The organism is Agromyces sp. NPDC029043, assembly GCF_055564615.1.
Window position 1 is genome coordinate 56,530 of sequence record NZ_JBVHVX010000023.1, and the last position, 16,217, is coordinate 72,746.

Genomic DNA, 16,217 nt, shown 5'->3' on the forward strand with positions numbered 1-16,217 from the left:
CGATGCCAGGATGGAGGGGTGACGACTTCGCAGACGAACAGCACGCCCGTATCCGGCCTCGACCTCGAGTGGGTCGACGATTCGATCCGCGTCCAGGACGACCTGTTCGCACATGTCAACGGCAAGTGGCTCACCTCCCATGTGATCCCGGAGGATCGGTCCGTCGACGGCGCGTTCCACGTCCTGCGCGACCGTGCCGAGGAGAACGTCCGCGACATCATCACCGAGGCCGCCGAGTCCGGGGCGGCCAGCGGCAGCGACGCACAGAAGATCGGCGATCTGTACGCCTCCTTCATGGACACGACCCACATCGACGCCCTCGGTATCGGACCGATCTCCGGCGAACTCGAGAAGATCGCCGCGATCTCCTCCACCGCCGAGCTCGCGACCCGCATCGGCCGGCTGCAGCGCCACGGCGTCGGCGGGCTCCTCGGCTTCTACGTCGACACCGACGCCCGCCAGTCCGACCGCTATCTCGTGCATGTCATGCAGTCGGGCCTCGGCCTGCCCGACGAGTCGTACTATCGCGAGGACAAGCACACCGCGACCCGCGACGCCTACCTCGCGCATGTCGCGCAGATGTTCGGTCTCGCCGGATTCGACGACGCCGAGCAGCGTGCCTCGACGATCCTCGATCTCGAGACGGCCATCGCCGCCGCACACTGGGACGTCGTCCGCCGCCGCGATGCGGAGTTGAGCTACAACCTGATGACTCTCGCTGAATTCACCTCCACGGCAAACGGATTCGACCTCGGTGCCTGGCTCGGCGGGCTCGGCACCAGCGGTGATGCCACGTTCGCCGAGGTCGTCGTCGGGCAGCCGTCGTATGTGTCCGGTGTCGCCGAACTCGTCGCCACCCGCCCGCTCGAGGACTGGAAGACCTGGCTCACGTGGCGACTGCTGCGCTCGGCCGCACCGTATCTCTCCGCTCCGTTCGTCGACGAGAACTTCGACTTCTACGGCCGCACCCTGACCGGCGCCGAGACCAACCGTGACCGGTGGAAGCGGGGCGTCGGCTTCGTCGAGGGTGCGATGGGCTTCGCCGTCGGAAAACTGTACGTGGACAAGCACTTCGGCCCCGAGGCGAAGGCGCGGATGGATGAGCTCATCGCCAATCTGGTGGAGGCCTACCGTCGCAACATCTCCGACCTGGAGTGGATGACACCGGCCACCAGGGAGAAGGCACTGGCCAAGCTGGACAAGTTCACGCCGAAGATCGGCTACCCCGCACGGTGGCGTGACTACTCGGCGCTGACCGTCGATCGCGGCGATCTCATCGGGAACGTCGCACGGGCGTCGTCGTTCGAGCAGGACCGCGAGTTCGCCAAGATCGGCTCCCCCGTCGATCGCGACGAGTGGTTCATGACGCCACAGACCGTCAATGCCTACTACAACCCCGGCATGAACGAGATCGTCTTTCCCGCAGCGATTCTCCAGCCGCCGTTCTTCGACCCCGACGCCGACGACGCCGCGAATTACGGTGGGATCGGCGCGGTCATCGGACACGAGATCGGCCACGGCTTCGACGATCAGGGCGCCAAGTACGACGGCGACGGCAACCTGATCGACTGGTGGACCGACACCGATCGCACCGAGTTCTCCGGACGCACCCGCAAGCTCATCGAGCAGTACAGCGAGTTCACCCCGGAAGGTCTGGATTCGGAGTACAAGGTCAACGGCGAGTTCACCATCGGCGAGAACATCGGTGATCTCGGCGGGCTCTCCATCGCGCTGGTCGCGTACCGGTTGGCCACCGCGGGCACCGAGGTCCCCACCATCGACGGACTGTCCGGCGATCAGCGTGTGTTCTTCAGCTGGGCACAGATCTGGCGCACCAAAACCCGTGATGCCGAAGCGATTCGACGTCTCTCCATCGATCCGCATTCGCCGCCGGAGTTCCGCTGCAACGGGGTCGTCCGCAACATCGACGCCTTCTACGAGGCGTTCGACGTCGCCCCCGGTGATGACCTCTACCTCGACGAATCCCAGCGGGTGCGGATCTGGTGAGATGACCGGGTTCGAGCAGTTCACGCATCGCGAGATCGTCCGGGCGTTTCTGCGGCCCATCGTGGCGGCGATCATCTTGTTGGCCGGCTACTTCGTGCTGCCGATCAACAAGGCGAGCGACGCGAACCTGTTCGGACTCGCCATCGGTGCGGCACTGCTCACGTGGTTCTGCGTCTGGGAGATCAAGCAGTTCCTGTCCGCGAAATACCCTGTCGCGCAGGCCATCGAGATGATCGTCGCGCTCGCCACCTTCTACATCGTGGCGTTCGCGACGACCTATTACCTGTTCTCCGAGTACGCGGACGGCAGCTTCAATCAACGCCTCACCCGGATCGATGCGCTCTACTTTTGCCTGACGGTGTTCACCACCACCGGCTTCGGCGACATCTCCGCGCAGAGTCAACCGGCGCGCGTCGTCGTGTCCATCCAGATGGCCAGCACCCTGATCCTGCTGGGTCTGGGCATCCGGTTGTTCAATCTCCTGCTGGAGCGGCGGACCCGTGCGGTCGCGCCGCCCCGGCAGGAGGATGAGCCCCGGCGAGACGATGCCGAGTGATCAGTAGTCGTCGTCGCCGTAGACGATCATGCCGCGAATGTTGTTGCCCTCCAACATGTCGTCGTAGGCCTCGTTGATCTGATCGAGGCGGTAGGTGTTGGTGACGAGGTCGGAGAGATTGAGCTTGCCCGCGCGGTACTCATTGAGCAGCGTCGGCACCTGGGTGCGCGGGCTGGCGCCACCGAAGATGGCTCCCTGCACGCGCTTCTGCAGCAGGGTCAGCTCGAAGAGATTCAGCTGGGCATCCATGGCGGCGAAGTTGCCCATCCCGGTGACGACGACCTGTCCGCCCTTGCCGGTCAGCGCGAGGGCCGGCGCGATCATCGAGCCGTCGATCTCACCGACGGTGAGGATCGTCGTGTTGGCCATGCGTCCCCAGCTGAGCTCGCCGAGGACCGTCAGCGCATCCTCCATCGATTCGAAAGTATGTGTCGCACCCAGCTTTTCGGCCATCTGCCGCTTGAACGGCACCGGATCGATCGCGACGACGAGCCGTGCGCCGGCCGCCGCGGCGCCCTGCACGGAGTTGATGCCGACGCCGCCGATGCCCACCACGACGACGATGTCACCGGCGTGCGTGCCACCGATCTCCACCGCCGATCCCCAGCCGGTGGCCACACCGCAGCCGAGCAGCGCCGCCTCCTTGAGCGGGATGTCGTCCTCGATCTTGACCAGCGACGCCTGATTCACCGTGATGTAGGGGGCGAAGGTACCGAGCAGACACATCTGGGTCAGGCCCGTGCCGTCGGCGGTGGTGGCGCGATGCGTGTCGTCGGAGATGGCGAGGCCGGTGAGCAGCCGCGCGCCCTCGTCGCAGAAGTTCTGGTCCCCGCGGGAACACGGTTCACACACACCGCACGCCGGGATGAAGGCGGTGACGACGTGATCGCCCTCCTTGAGGTGGGTGACGCCGGGGCCGACCTTGTGCACGATGCCGGCACCCTCGTGCCCACCGAGCACCGGCATCGGCGCGGGGCTGTCACCCGTGCGCAGATGATGATCCGAGTGGCACAGGCCCGAGCTGACGAGCTTGACCTGAACCTCACCGGCAACCGGATCGCCGAGCTCGAACTCCTCGATCTGCCACTTCTCGCCCGGTGCCCGCAGAATTGCGCCCTTGGTCTTCATCCGCACTCCTCATGAGTTCATCGACGGTCAAACGCACCCGCGTGCGCGCCCTACCGACATCGTGCCCAGCCGGACCGATGCCCTGGGCCGCTTTGCGCAAACCCATGCCACGATGGACCCATGGCACCGACCTCGAACGGCACCCGACGACATCTGCGCTGGATTCTGCCGGCGGTTCTGCTGCTGGCCTGGCTGGTGATCGGTGGTGTCACCGGGCCCTTCGCCGGGAAGCTGTCGTCGGTCGCGACGTCGGATAACAGCGCCTTTCTGCCCGCGTCGGCGGAGGCGACGCAGGTCGAGAGTCAGCTCGGTGCCTTCGAGGACACCGATTACATTCCCGCGATCGTCATCGCCGAACGAACCTCGGGCCTGACCCCGGCCGACACGGCCTACCTCACCGAGGCGACGTCGGGGCTCAAGGGCCAACCCGGATTCGCCGACGCCTTCTCACCGGCGCTGCCATCCGCGGACGGCCAGGCCGCGGAGATGTTCATCCCGATCGTCGCCGCCGGCGAGCCGAGCGATGCGGTGGAACTCCTGCGCGACAAACTCGCGAATCCGCCCGACGGACTGACCGTGAAGGTCACCGGACCGGCCGGCAGCATCACCGATCTCGCCGAGTCCTTCGCCGGCATCGACGGCCTGCTGCTGCTCGTCGCGGGTTCGGGCGTGTTGCTGATCCTCGTGATCGTCTACCGCAGCCCGATCCTGCCGTTCGTCGTCCTCATCTCCGCGGTGTTCGCACTCGGCCTCGCGTCGGGCGCGGTGTACTTCCTGACCAAACAGGGAGTACTCGATCTCAACGGCCAGAGTCAGGGCATCCTGTTCATCCTGGTCTTCGGTGCGGCCACCGATTACGCGCTTCTGCTCGTCTCGCGCTACCGCGAGGAACTGATGGCCACCGAGGACAAGTACGACGCCCTGCGCGCCGCGTGGCGGGCCACCATCGAACCGGTCGGCGCGTCGGCGGGCACGGTGATCGCCGGTGTGCTGTGCCTGCTGCTCAGCGACCTCAACTCCAACCGCAGCCTGGGCCCGGTCGCCGCGATCGGCATCGTGGCGTCGTTCCTCGCCTCCATGACGTTCCTGCCCGCCGCGCTCGCACTGCTCGGTCGGGCGGCGTTCTGGCCGTTGCGACCCCACTATCAGCCCGACGTCGATCTGAAATCCGGGTCGACACACCGGTTCTGGCGATCCATCGCGGACAAGGTCGCGGCACGTCCGCGCGTCATCTGGATCGTGACGCTGATCGTGCTGCTCGTCGGGGCGTCGTTCGCGCCGACCTTCAAGTCCGACGGCATCGCCGAGAACGACTTCTTCGTCAATTCCGTCGACTCCGTCGAGGGCGCCGAGATCCTCGGTGCCCACTTCGACGCCGGCAGCGGCACACCCACCTGGATCATCACGAACCAGGCCCAGGCGACGGCCGTTCTCGACGCGACGAAGGCCGTCGACGGCGTGGGGGCGGCCACCGTCACCGAACGCGACGGCGCACCGATCGTGTCGAACGGGAAGATCGCCATCCAGGCGACACTCACCGACAGCGCCGATTCTCTGGCCGCACAGGACACCGTCGTCCGCATCCGGGATGCGGTCCATCCGATCGCCGGGGCCGACGCCCAGGTGGGCGGCGCCACCGCCATCGATCTGGACACCCGGACGACGGCCATCCATGACCGCAACCTGATCATCCCGGTGGTGCTGCTCGTCGTCTTCGTCATCCTGGTGTTGTTACTGCGCAGCCTCCTCGCACCGGCTCTGCTGTTGGCCACCACGGTCTTGAGCTTCGCCACGACGCTGGGCGTCTCCGCGCTGCTGTTCAACGGCCCGTTCGGTTTCCCCGGCTCCGATCCGGTGGTGCCGCTGTTCGCGTTCGTCTTCCTGGTCGCGCTGGGCATCGACTACAACATCTTCCTGATGACGCGCGTCCGAGAGGAAGCGCTGAAACACGGGACCCGACTGGGCATGATCCGGGGCCTCACCGCGACCGGCGGCGTCATCACATCGGCCGGTGTGGTGCTCTCCGCCACGTTCTCCGCGCTGGCGGTGATCCCGTTGCTGTTCCTCGTCCAGGTCGCGTTCCTGGTCGCCTTCGGCGTGCTCGTCGACGCGTTGATCGTGCGCACCCTGTTGGTCCCGGCGCTCACCCTCGACATCGGACGGCGCATCTGGTGGCCGTCCGCGCTGTCCCGCAAGGACGAACCTGAGAGTTCCGCCAAAGACCGGTCGGCCGTCGACACCCCCGTTTAGCGTCGAGGTCACATACGCGCTGAAGCAGCCCGGCGCCGACCCTGAGGTGGTGACTCTCGATGACGCTCGTCGAACCCCATACCCCGCATCGCGAGGGTTTCGCATCGCTGCGCCGCGGTGGCCTCAACTGGGACTCGTTTCCGTTGCGGCTCTTCACGAAAGGCAACGCCCGATTCTGGGATCCGACGGCGATCGACTTCTCCCGCGACGCCCGGGACTGGCAGGATCTCACCGACGAGCAGCGCCGCAGTGCCACCTATCTCGTCGCGCAGTTCGTCGCCGGGGAGGAAGCCGTCACCCAGGACATCCAGCCGTTCATGAGCGCGATGGCCGCCGACGGCCGGTTCGGCGACGAGATGTATCTATCGCAGTTCTGTTTCGAGGAGGCCAAGCACACCCAGGTCTTCCGCCTGTGGATGGATGCGGTCGGTTTGCACGACGACCTGCATCCGTTCGTCGCCGATAACCCCTGTTACCGGGCACTGTTCTACGAGGAACTCCCGCAGGCACTCGGAATCCTCGAATCCGATCCGTCGCCGCGTAATCAGCTACGGGCCAGCGTCACCTACAACCATGTCATCGAGGGCAGTCTTGCCCTGACGGGATACTTTGCGTGGCAGCGCATTTGCACTCGCTTCGACATCCTGCCGGGGATGCAGACCCTGATCCGCCTCATCGGCGATGACGAACGCCGCCACATGGCCTGGGGCACCTTCACCTGCCGACGCCTCGTCGCGCTCGACGACTCGCTGTGGGATGCGGTCGTCGAGCGGATGGGCGAGTTGATGCCGTTGGCACTCGGCATGATCACGTGGGTCAATCAACGCTTCGACGAGCATCCCTTCGGCATCGACAGCGACGAGTTCCTCCGTTACGCCGCCGACCGCGGTCAACGTCGCCTCGGGGCGATCGAATCCGCCCGCGGGCGCCCGGTGGCGGAGATCGATCTGGACTACTCCCCCGAGGTCCTCGAAGAACGCTTCGGTCAGGAGGACCGCGAGGCGATGGGCGCCGACTGAGCGGTCCGTCCCCGGACTGCACCGAGGTCGACGACCCGCGTGCTGCGCGCCTGCGCCAGACGGTGATTGTGGGTCACCAGCAACGCACCCGTGCCGGCGTCCACCAGGTCGGCGAGCACCCCGATGACCCGGCGCGCCGACACCGGATCGAGCATCGCCGTCGGCTCGTCACAGAGCACGTAATCCGGTGCGGCAACCAGGATTCGGGCCAGGCAAGCGCGTTGAAGCTGTCCGTCGCTGACCTGTGCGGGGAACCGGTCGAGGAGCGTGGCGTCGAGTCCGACCCGCTCGAGAATCCCCGCGAGATCGATGTCACGCCGGACTATTGCCGCCGGTTCCGCGATGATCCGCCGCACCGTCCACCGCGGATTGCACACCTGCCGGGGATGCTGCGCCAGGATGCCGAGGCCCCCGACGCGCGACGCGGCGGCGCCGTCGTAGGTGACGGTGCCCGCGGTGGGCGGGGTGAGTCCGGTCAGTATCCGCAGCAGCATCGTCTTGCCGGTGCCGGACGCGCCGACGACGCCGGTGATCTCGCCGGGGATGATACGAATATCGATGTTCTCGAACAGGATTCGTCCGTCGAAGGTCTTGGTCAGTTTCGTCCCGTGGATGCCGGCGGCCACCGGATTCGCGCTCATCAGATCACCTGCTCGAAGAAGTCGGCGAGATACGGTTCCCGGCTCGCCGCGATGTCCACGGGATCTGCCTGGGCGACGACGGCACCCGCACGCATCACCGCGATGCTGTGACAGGAGTCGGCAGCGAGGAGCGCGTCGAGATCGTGGGTGATCACCAGCACCGCCGTCCCCGCTGCCGCCGCGGCACCGAGCAGGTCCCAGATCCCCGCGGCCAGTTCGGGATCGAGGGCCGACGTCGGTTCGTCGGCCACCAGGATCGACGGATCACCCGCCAGTGCCGCCGCGATCGCCGCGCGCTGCGCCATGCCGCCGGAGATCTCGTGTGGATACCGGTCCAGTGCCCACCGCGGATACCCGGCAGCGGCGCACAGGTCGTCGACGCCCCGTGAACCACGCAGCACCGCAACAACTTCGGCGAGTTGATCCCCGATGGTGCGTACCGGCGTGAACGATGTCGACGCCGATTGCGGCACCAGACCGACGACCCGACCCCGCACCGCCGCCCACTCCGGATCGCGGACGGTCAGCGACCGATCGCCGATGCGCACCTTCCCGGACACCTGGGCGCCCGGCGGCAACAAACCACTCAGCGCGGCGGCCACCATCGATTTCCCGCATCCGCTCTCACCGATGAGCGCGGTGACCTGCCCCGCCGGGACGTGCAGACTCACGTCGTCGAGGACACGGACCGATCGTTGCCGCCCGCGGCGTCGCGCGACGATGTCGACGGTGAGCGTCTCCAGCGATGCTCCGCTGATACCTGCCATCACCACACCTGCCCCACCGGTACGGAGACCGCTCGTTTGAGCGCCGTGCCTGCGGCCGCGCACGCGAGCGCGGTGATCACCAAAGCCAACCCGGGTACCGCGAGGGTCCACCAGGCGCCGGTCAACACGTCACCACGGGCCTGACCGAGCAGCGTGCCCAGGCTCGCCTGATCCGGGGAGAGCCCGACGCCGAGGAACGACAGCGTCGTCTCATGCCACACCGCGTGCGGGAGCAGGATCGTCATCGCCACCAGCGCCTGTCCGGTCACCGCGGGCAACAGGTGTCGGGAGGCGATGAACCACCGCGACGCGCCGGTGAGCCGGGCATTCTCGATCCACCCCGCCGAGGAGTTGTCGAGCAGTTCGGCCCGCACCACGCGGGCCACCGCCGGCCAGTGGGTCAACGCGATCGACGCGATGATCGCTATCGGCTCACCACGCGACATCGCCGCGATCACCACTCCGACGACGAGGTGCGGCAATGCGTTCACACCGTCGACGACGCGCATCACGACCGCGTCGAACCAGCCGCCGATCGTCACCGATCCGATGCCGATCGCCAGGCCGATCACCGTCGAGATCACCGCGCACAGCGCGGCGATGATCAGCGAGATCCGCAGCCCCTCCGCGGTGCGCACACCGAGGTCGTAGCCGGAGTGATCGGTGCCGAGCAGGGTGCCGTCGCCCGGTGCCCGCAATGCGCCGGCGAAGTCGGCCACCTGATCGCCGGCGAACAGCGGCCAGACCAGCGCGACGAGCGCCACCGCGCCCAGCACCAACCATGGTGTGTACTCACGGGCGCCGCGTTCCCGAATCTGGATCATGCCGCCAGTCCGATCCTCGGGTCGATCACGACGGCCGCCGCGTCCGAGAGGGCCGAACCGAGCAGCACCAGCGCCGCCGATCCGACGGCCAAGGCGGCCAGCAGCGAGAAGTCGAGTGCGACAGCCGATTCCACCAAAGCCTCAGCGAGACCCGGCCAGCCGAACACGGTCTCCACGATCGCGGCCCCGGCAATGAGTTCGGGTAGCCGCGTGCCGAGCAGTGCCAACATCGGCAACACCGACACCGGCGCGACATGTCCGCGCAGCAGCGCCCACCCGCCGATACCGCGCGCCCGGGCCGCGGTCACCGCATCCGATCCGACGGCCTCGATGACCGCCGCCCGCATCGAGAGCAGTAGCCACGGGATCATCGAGACGGTGAGCGCGAGGAACGGCAGCACACCGTGCTGCATGAGCCCACCGAGGGTGTAGTCGTCCCCGGCCCGGCGTGCCCCCGAGGTGGGAAACCATCCGGCGCCGACCGCGAACACGCTCACCAGCACCAGCGACACCACGAACGGCGGCGTTGCGGCGAGCACTGTCGACAGGCCCGCACACACCCGGTCGAGCCATCCGCCGCGGCGCATGCCGATGATCGCGCCGAGGATGATCGAGATGACCGCGGCGGCGAGCAAGGCTCCGGCCGCCATCACCAGGGTGAACGGAAGTCGTTGTGCGAGAACCTCGGCCACCGGTTTCGACTGCGTCGACGACCATCCGAGGTCGCCGTGCAGCAGTCCCGTCCACCAGTGCCACCACGCCGAGATCCAGGATTGGTCGAGGTCATAGGCAGCGCGCACCGCCTCCCGCTGGTCGGGCGTCGCGCTCTGGTAGCGGTCCCCCAGATACGCGGCCAACGGTTCGAAGGGAGACATCGCCGCAGCGGCGAATATCGCCACCGACACCAGCACGATCGTCGGGATGGCGATTCCGGCGCGGCGCAGCAGCAGGCGTCCGGCAGCGCGCCACCGCGACGCACGCCGGGGCGGCTGCGGGGCGGCCGCCGCGGAGGACGGCGAGGTCCGCTCGGGGGCAATCGTCATGAGCGAACCCAGGATTCGAGGTTCCACCAGGGACCCCACGCGACCCCGTGGGAGTGCGGCTCGAGGATGGGTGCGTCGTGCGTCCAGTCGCTGTCGCGTGATGCGTAGGTGTGATGCAGAAAGGTCAGGAACACCGACGACGGCGCGCTCTGATAGACCCGCTGGATCTCCCGGTAGCGCTCGGTGTTCGCCGGCCCCGGTGCGCTGATCCGCGCCGCGTCGAGCAGTTGATCGAGACCGGGCGCGGTGAAGTTGCCGGGATTGGAGTACGGGGAGGAATCGACCACCCGGGTGTGCAACGTGTCGTAGACCTGCGAGTCGATGCTGTACGGGGTGGCACCGCCACCGAGCAACACCGCGTCGGTCGTGAGTTTGGTGTCGGTCTCATCCCAACTCGATCCGCGCGGGGTCACCGCGATCCCCAGCGGTTTCATCGCCGCGGCGAATGCCACCGCGAGATCGCGTCGCAGAGTGTCCTGTGCGTTGTACAGGAGTGTGAATTCTGCTCGGGCGTCGCCTTTTTCGCGGATGCCGTCGGCACCGGGTCGCCACCCCGCCGTGTCCAGAATCGTCGTCGCCTCGCCGGTGTCGACGGAGAACTGCGCCGCAGGTTCATACGCATCGCCGTAGACCGAGGCAATCGGGGTGCTGGCCGGCTCGCCGTGTCCGCCGAGCACGTCGCGCACGATCCCGGCGCGATCCACGCCGAGGTTCATCGCGCGCCGTGCCGCGACATCCGCGGTGAAGGCATTGTCCGACGGCAACGAGACCCCGCGCCAGTCCGCGGACTTCACGCTCGACACGGTGATCCCATCCCGATTCGCGAGGGTGTTGGCCAACTTCGGCGGCAGGTTCGCGCCGGCGACCTCGCCGGCGATCACGCGTTGGGCGCGGGTGTTGTCGTCGGGTGCGTAGGTGTAGACGACGCGCGGCAGCTGCGGTGCACCACCCCAGTAATCGTCACGGCCCACCATGACCGCCTGATCCGGGCTCAGCGACTCGAGCCGGTAGGGTCCGGTGCCCACCGGTGCCGTGTTCAACGCCCAGTCGGCGGCGGGTCTCTGTTCCACCTTCTCCGACGGCACGATGCCGAGGAGCAGATACGGCGAGGGGTCGGTGTCGGTGGTCATCGTGACCGTCACCGCGGTCGGGCCGTCGGCGGCGATCGAGGCGATCGGCGCGTAATCGGTGGCGATCTCCGAGGCCACCGTCGGGTTGCGCACCGCGTCGTAGGTGGCGATGACGTCCGCGGCGTCGAGCGTCGTGCCGTCGGAGAACCGCACACCCTCCCGCAACGGCAATAGCCACTGTCGGTCACCGAGTGACTCCGGTGCCGCCGACGCCAACGAGGGTTCGAGGTCGGGGACGCGCGCGTCGTCGTCGGCACTCGGACGCAGCAGTCCCTCGTAGATCGGCGAGACGCCGAGTTGGCCGTAGCCGAGCATCGGGGAGAACGATCCGAGTTCCTGCCCGTCGGCGAGGACCACCTGGTCGGCACCGCTCGATGATCCGGACGAGCACCCTGCCGCGATCAGGACGGCAACCGTCGCCATCACCACGACGGCCCCGTGTCGTCGAGCTCCAGCGGGCGAGATCAGAGCCATCGACGCTCTCCATATCTGTCTGGCGGAACAGGTGTGCGTACAGACATATGTTCGGCGACACATGGGTTGCGCGCATCTCGGACGCTAACGGAGGATTGTTTGGCGCACCACTGACCAGGAGGACAGGATGTCGGATTTGGACGCTTCGGAATGGGCGACGCGGTTTGCGTTGCTCAGCGACGCGACCCGATTGCAGCTGCTCATCGAGATGCATGCCGAGCCAGATCTGCCCGTCTCCGAACTCGCCGCCCGCGCCCGCATCACCGAGAACGCGGCGTCGCAGTCGTTGCGCGCGCTACGGGATCAGGGCTGGGTCTCGTCGGAGAAGTCCGGCCGGACGGTGCAGTACCGGGTGGTCCACGACGCCATCGTGCACCGCATCCTGCATGACATCATCGGCGTATCCCACGTGGATGCGCACGCCGGCGGCGGACACATTCACTCCCACCCGTGACAACAAACTAGAACACGTTCTACTCTGGTCGCGTGGATGTCTCCTACGACGCGACCAAACGCGAACTGACCACCAATCAGGGCACGATCCGATATCACGAGGCCGGCGCCGACGACGCGCCGCCGCTGATCCTGCTGCACGGGTCCGGTCCCGGCGTCACCGGTTGGCGCAATTACCGTGGCAACCTCGGCGTCTTCGCGCGGACCCATCACTGCTACATCGTCGAGTTCCCGGGCTTCGGCGTGAGCGACCCGGTCGAAGGACATCCCGTGCTGACCGCCGGGTCGTCGGTGATCCGGTTCATGGATGCCCTCGACATCGACTCCGCACCCATGATCGGCAACTCGATGGGCGGCGTCGTCGGCGTCAACCTCGCGATCAAGAAGCCCGACCGCGTGTCCAAGCTCGTCACCATCGGTGGTGTCGGACCCAACGTGTTCAGTTCGAGTCCCAGCGAAGGGCTGCGCCTGCTGCAGGAGTTCACCGACGCCCCGGACAAGGACAAGCTCGTCCGCTGGCTCAACGCCATGGTCTATGACCGCTCGATCGTCACCGACCAGCTCATCGAGGAACGCTGGGAGGCGGCGATCCATCCGGACGCCCAGAAGACCGCGTCGATGATGTACGGCTCGGCCGCCTTCGAGATGCAGCAGCAGTTCCTGGCATCCTCCGACACCCCGCCGTACTGGTCGATGATGCACAAGGTGTCCTGCCCGACCCTGCTCACCTGGGGCCGCGACGACCGCGTGAGCCCGCCGGACATGTCGATGGTCCCGATGCGTCTCATCCCCGACGCCGAGCTGCACATCTTCCCCAAGTGTGGGCACTGGGTGATGATCGAGGCGAAGGAAGCGTTCGAGGCGACCGTGGCGGCGTTCCTCGCGCGGGGCTGAGCGAGCCGAAGCCGCGCGGACTCACACCCCGATACTGACCTCACTGGACTTGATCAGGGCAGTGACCTTCGTGCCCGGCTGAAGACCGAGTTCCTCGGCCGCCTCCTTGGTGATCGACGACGTGATGATCTGATCACCACCGTCGAGCTTGACCTTCACGATGGCCGACACGGCACCGAGCGTCACGTCGACGACCTCACCGGACAGTTGGTTGCGGATCGAGAGCTTCATGGGGTTCCTTCCACCACGCGGACTACCAGGTCACCGACCAGTCTCCCAGACACCCCTTCCCCCACGAGCACTTTGAGGTTAATGTCTGTTGACATGAAATTGTCGGACGAGCGCCGACCGTATCGACAGACGGTGCGGGCACAGCGAGCGGCCGCCACCCGCCGCTCGATCCTCGACGCGGTCCGCCACCTCGCAGGCGAGATCCCGCTCTCCGCAATCACTTTGGCGGCTGTCGCCGAGCGCGCCGACGTCTCGGTGCAAACCGTGCTGCGGCACTTCGGCAGTCGCGAGAAGCTGCTCGACGCCACGCTCGAGTACTTCCTGGCCGAGGTCGGTGACGACCGGCGCGTGATCCCCGGTGACGTCGACGACGCGGTGCGGACCGTCGTCGAGCACTACGAGCGTTTCGGCGACACCGTGATGATGGTGCTCACCCAGGAGTCGATCGACGCCACCGCCGCCCAGATCGGGGCGGTGGGTCGCGAGTTTCATGACCGGTGGGTACGCGAGAGTTTCCGACCCTCCGACGAGCGCGCCCACCGACTCCTCGTGGTGGCCACCGACCTCTACACCTGGAAACTGCTGCGGCGCGACCGGGCGCTCTCGGCCGCCGACACCGAAGATCACATGCGGCTGCTGTGCCGCGCCGTCATCGAGACGATCGAGGACCATCATGGCTGACCTGCTCTACGTTACCGCCGATATGGGCGGCAACGTCCAGCCGATGCTCGGGGTAGCGACGGCCACCGCCGCGCTCGGTCACCGGGTGCGCGTCATCGGGCACGAACAACTCCGCGAGGAGATCACCGCCGCCGGCCTCGACTTCGTCCCGTACACCACTGTCCGACAATGGGATTCGACGAAGACACAGATCCCCATCGCCTGGGTGCCGATGCTCAACGACAGCGCCATGGCCGACGACGTCCGGACCGAATGCGAACGACGACGACCCGATGTCGCCATCGTCGACTGCCTGTTGTTCCCTGCACAGGACGCCGTGGCGAAACTGGGAATTCCCCGCGTCGTGCTGACGCATACGATCCGCGAGTATGTGGATCGCACCCGCAAGGTTCGCTATTTCGGCGCGAGCGTCCCGGCGAACCTCTACGGCTACCGTCCAGCACGCCTCTGGGACTCTGCCGATCTCAACCTCGTCACCACCCTGCGAGATCTCGACCCGGCCCGCGATCGGCCGCAGCACGCCAATCTCGAGTGGACGGGCCCCGTCCTCCCGCCCGCCGTCGATGCCGTACCGCAGAACCCTCCGCACGTGCTGGTCAGCTTGTCCACCAACGGTTTTCCGGGTCAGCGCGGCACCCTCAAGCGGATCATCCAGGCCTTGGCGCATCTCCCCGTGCACGCGACTGTGACCACGGCCGGCGTCTTCGATCCCGAGACTTTCGACGCCCCCGACACTGTGACTGTCACCGGCTATGCCGACCATTCGGCGCTCTTGGCCCGCAGTTCGCTGCTCATCGGTCACGGCGGACATTCGACGACGTTTCGCGCACTCTCGCATGGTATTCCGGTGTTGGTCCTGCCCGCGTCGTCGTTCCTGGATCAGCGGATGATCGGCGTATCGCTCCGCGATGCCGGCGTGGGCGACGTACTCCGACGCTCAGCGTCGTCGTCGACAATCGCCGAGGCCACACAGAAGCTACTGTCTGACGACGGCCTTGAGGGCCGGGTTCGGGAACTCGGTGCTCGCATCCGCGCGACCGATGGAGCATCACAGGCCGCGTCCCGAATCGATGATCTGATTCAGAAGGCATAGTGCCTCACATCACCGTGCGGCGAGCAGCGTTGCCAGGCGCTGTTCGAGTTCGCTGCTGGCAGTGATGATCTCGCGGTAGTTGATGCGGAGTTCGGTGATGCCGGGGATCGCGGCGGCACCGCGCGAATCGGCGGCACCGCGGACATCGGCAGGCTCGGTGTCGGGTACATCGGCGGGTCCAGTGTCGGGGACATCGGCGGGTCCGGTGTCGGGGACATCGGCGGGCTCGGTGTCGGGGACGTCGGCGGGGTCGGTGTCGGGGCGTGTGTCAGCGTCGGCGGTCTCGGTGGAGGGTCCGTCGCTGGTGGCATCGCGGTGTGATGGATTGACGTCACCGCTGCTGTCGCCGATATCGTCCGTGGTGGGTGTGTCCGAGCAGGGTGGAGCCTCCGGTGACGACTGTCCGGCGGCATCTTCTGGTGGTGGGCCGTGGATCTCGGCCCGCACCTGTTCCAGATGCCAGCGCAGGTGTCCTGGGATGTCGGGCAACCGATTCACGCGTTCGGGGTTGGGGGGTGCGCCAGGCTTACTGTTCAACGTCCACCCGCACCGTCCTTGATCCGGGCCATCCGGGATGACCCTCGAACGTAGATGTCCGGGTTTGGTGGGGTGATGCCGTCGGTTATGGATCGGACACGTCCCGAACAGTTCGGTGATGTCGGTGTTACCACCCTCAGCCCAGTCCTGGTCGGCGTGATGCAACTCCAGATGCACGGCGGGCTGCCCGCATCCGGCAACCGAACACACGTGACCATCAGGGCGGGAAAACGCTGCCATCCGTTGTGGTCGGGCCGCCAGACGGCGTCCACGCCCGAAGAACAGGGGCATCGGCTTCGCATCGGCGAACACCGACAACCAGGTGTCGGCACCCCCACGATCGATCTCGGCCAACAAGTCCCGGACGGGGATGAGATGTCCGGTGGCGGTGGTGGCCAGACCCGACGCCTGTTGTAGATCCGACAGGGTCGCGGTGGCGATCACCTGGATCGGTAACCCCCGATGCGAGCGGCCGAGGAGGCGGCCGTC

15 protein-coding genes and 1 pseudogene are annotated in these 16,217 nt (G+C 66.9%); 8 read left to right on the forward strand and 8 right to left on the reverse strand.

Annotated elements, in window-relative coordinates:
• Window positions 1-18 precede the first annotated feature (18 nt).
• Both ACZ4TW_RS21065 and ACZ4TW_RS21070 read left to right on the forward strand, forming a co-directional pair.
• Window positions 19-2,007, forward strand: a complete 1,989-nt coding sequence (locus tag ACZ4TW_RS21065; RefSeq protein WP_465546059.1) for a M13 family metallopeptidase — start codon at window positions 19-21, stop codon at window positions 2,005-2,007.
• Between the two features lies 1 nt (window position 2,008).
• Complete coding sequence (locus tag ACZ4TW_RS21070; RefSeq protein WP_465546061.1) at window positions 2,009-2,563, forward strand: potassium channel family protein; 555 nt, start codon at window positions 2,009-2,011, stop codon at window positions 2,561-2,563.
• Here the strand turns inward: ACZ4TW_RS21070 and ACZ4TW_RS21075 are convergent, their stop codons facing one another.
• Complete coding sequence (locus ACZ4TW_RS21075; RefSeq protein ID WP_465546063.1) at window positions 2,564-3,691, reverse strand: NDMA-dependent alcohol dehydrogenase; 1,128 nt, start codon at window positions 3,689-3,691, stop codon at window positions 2,564-2,566.
• Window positions 3,692-3,811: 120 nt separating this feature from the next.
• Between ACZ4TW_RS21075 and ACZ4TW_RS21080 the strand changes: the two genes are divergently transcribed.
• Window positions 3,812-5,941, forward strand: a complete 2,130-nt coding sequence (locus tag ACZ4TW_RS21080; RefSeq protein WP_465546065.1) for an MMPL family transporter — start codon at window positions 3,812-3,814, stop codon at window positions 5,939-5,941.
• A gap of 59 nt (window positions 5,942-6,000) precedes the next feature.
• Window positions 6,001-6,960, forward strand: coding sequence for a R2-like ligand-binding oxidase (locus ACZ4TW_RS21085; protein ID WP_465546066.1), 960 nt, complete (start codon window positions 6,001-6,003; stop codon window positions 6,958-6,960).
• Here the strand turns inward: ACZ4TW_RS21085 and ACZ4TW_RS21090 are convergent.
• Genes ACZ4TW_RS21090 through ACZ4TW_RS21110 form a run of 5 tightly spaced genes read right to left on the reverse strand, consistent with a single transcriptional unit; the run spans window position 6,927 to window position 11,839 of the window.
• The gene (locus ACZ4TW_RS21090) at window positions 6,927-7,586 is read right to left on the reverse strand and encodes an ABC transporter ATP-binding protein (protein WP_465546067.1); all 660 of its coding nucleotides are present in this window, start codon (window positions 7,584-7,586) and stop codon (window positions 6,927-6,929) included. The genes ACZ4TW_RS21085 and ACZ4TW_RS21090 overlap by 34 nt on opposite strands.
• A 14-nt stretch (window positions 7,587-7,600) precedes the next feature.
• Entirely contained in the window at window positions 7,601-8,368 is a 768-nt protein-coding gene (locus ACZ4TW_RS21095; protein ID WP_465546069.1) for an ATP-binding cassette domain-containing protein, read from the reverse strand.
• Window positions 8,368-9,192: an ABC transporter permease gene (locus ACZ4TW_RS21100; RefSeq protein WP_465546071.1), complete on the reverse strand. Its 825-nt coding sequence runs from the start codon at window positions 9,190-9,192 to the stop codon at window positions 8,368-8,370. Before ACZ4TW_RS21100 ends, ACZ4TW_RS21095 begins: the two co-directional genes overlap by 1 nt.
• Window positions 9,189-10,235 (reverse strand): ABC transporter permease, encoded by a 1,047-nt coding sequence (locus ACZ4TW_RS21105; RefSeq protein ID WP_465546073.1) that lies wholly within the window; start codon window positions 10,233-10,235, stop codon window positions 9,189-9,191. The genes ACZ4TW_RS21100 and ACZ4TW_RS21105 overlap by 4 nt, the downstream gene beginning before the upstream one ends.
• Complete coding sequence (locus tag ACZ4TW_RS21110; protein ID WP_465546075.1) at window positions 10,232-11,839, reverse strand: ABC transporter substrate-binding protein; 1,608 nt, start codon at window positions 11,837-11,839, stop codon at window positions 10,232-10,234. Before ACZ4TW_RS21110 ends, ACZ4TW_RS21105 begins: the two co-directional genes overlap by 4 nt.
• A 127-nt stretch (window positions 11,840-11,966) precedes the next feature.
• Between ACZ4TW_RS21110 and ACZ4TW_RS21115 the strand changes: the two genes are divergently transcribed.
• Window positions 11,967-12,293: an ArsR/SmtB family transcription factor gene (locus ACZ4TW_RS21115; protein ID WP_465546077.1), complete on the forward strand. Its 327-nt coding sequence runs from the start codon at window positions 11,967-11,969 to the stop codon at window positions 12,291-12,293.
• Window positions 12,294-12,325: 32 nt separating this feature from the next.
• Entirely contained in the window at window positions 12,326-13,186 is an 861-nt protein-coding gene (locus tag ACZ4TW_RS21120) for an alpha/beta fold hydrolase (protein ID WP_465546079.1), read from the forward strand.
• Between the two features lie 21 nt (window positions 13,187-13,207).
• Here the strand turns inward: ACZ4TW_RS21120 and ACZ4TW_RS21125 are convergent, their stop codons facing one another.
• Window positions 13,208-13,417 carry a TOBE domain-containing protein gene (locus ACZ4TW_RS21125; RefSeq protein WP_465546080.1) on the reverse strand — a complete coding sequence of 70 codons (210 nt, stop codon included), beginning with the start codon at window positions 13,415-13,417 and terminating at the stop codon, window positions 13,208-13,210.
• Between the two features lie 132 nt (window positions 13,418-13,549).
• On the opposite strand from ACZ4TW_RS21125, the gene ACZ4TW_RS21130 reads away from it, so the two are divergent.
• A complete protein-coding gene (locus tag ACZ4TW_RS21130; RefSeq protein WP_465546082.1) occupies window positions 13,550-14,098 on the forward strand; it encodes a TetR family transcriptional regulator in 549 nt (182 codons plus the stop codon).
• Complete coding sequence (locus ACZ4TW_RS21135) at window positions 14,091-15,191, forward strand: glycosyltransferase (RefSeq protein ID WP_465546084.1); 1,101 nt, start codon at window positions 14,091-14,093, stop codon at window positions 15,189-15,191. Before ACZ4TW_RS21130 ends, ACZ4TW_RS21135 begins: the two co-directional genes overlap by 8 nt.
• Before the next feature lie 9 nt (window positions 15,192-15,200).
• On the opposite strand, the pseudogene ACZ4TW_RS21140 reads toward ACZ4TW_RS21135, so the two are convergent.
• Window positions 15,201-16,217: pseudogene (locus tag ACZ4TW_RS21140) on the reverse strand (hypothetical protein); the annotation flags it as partial.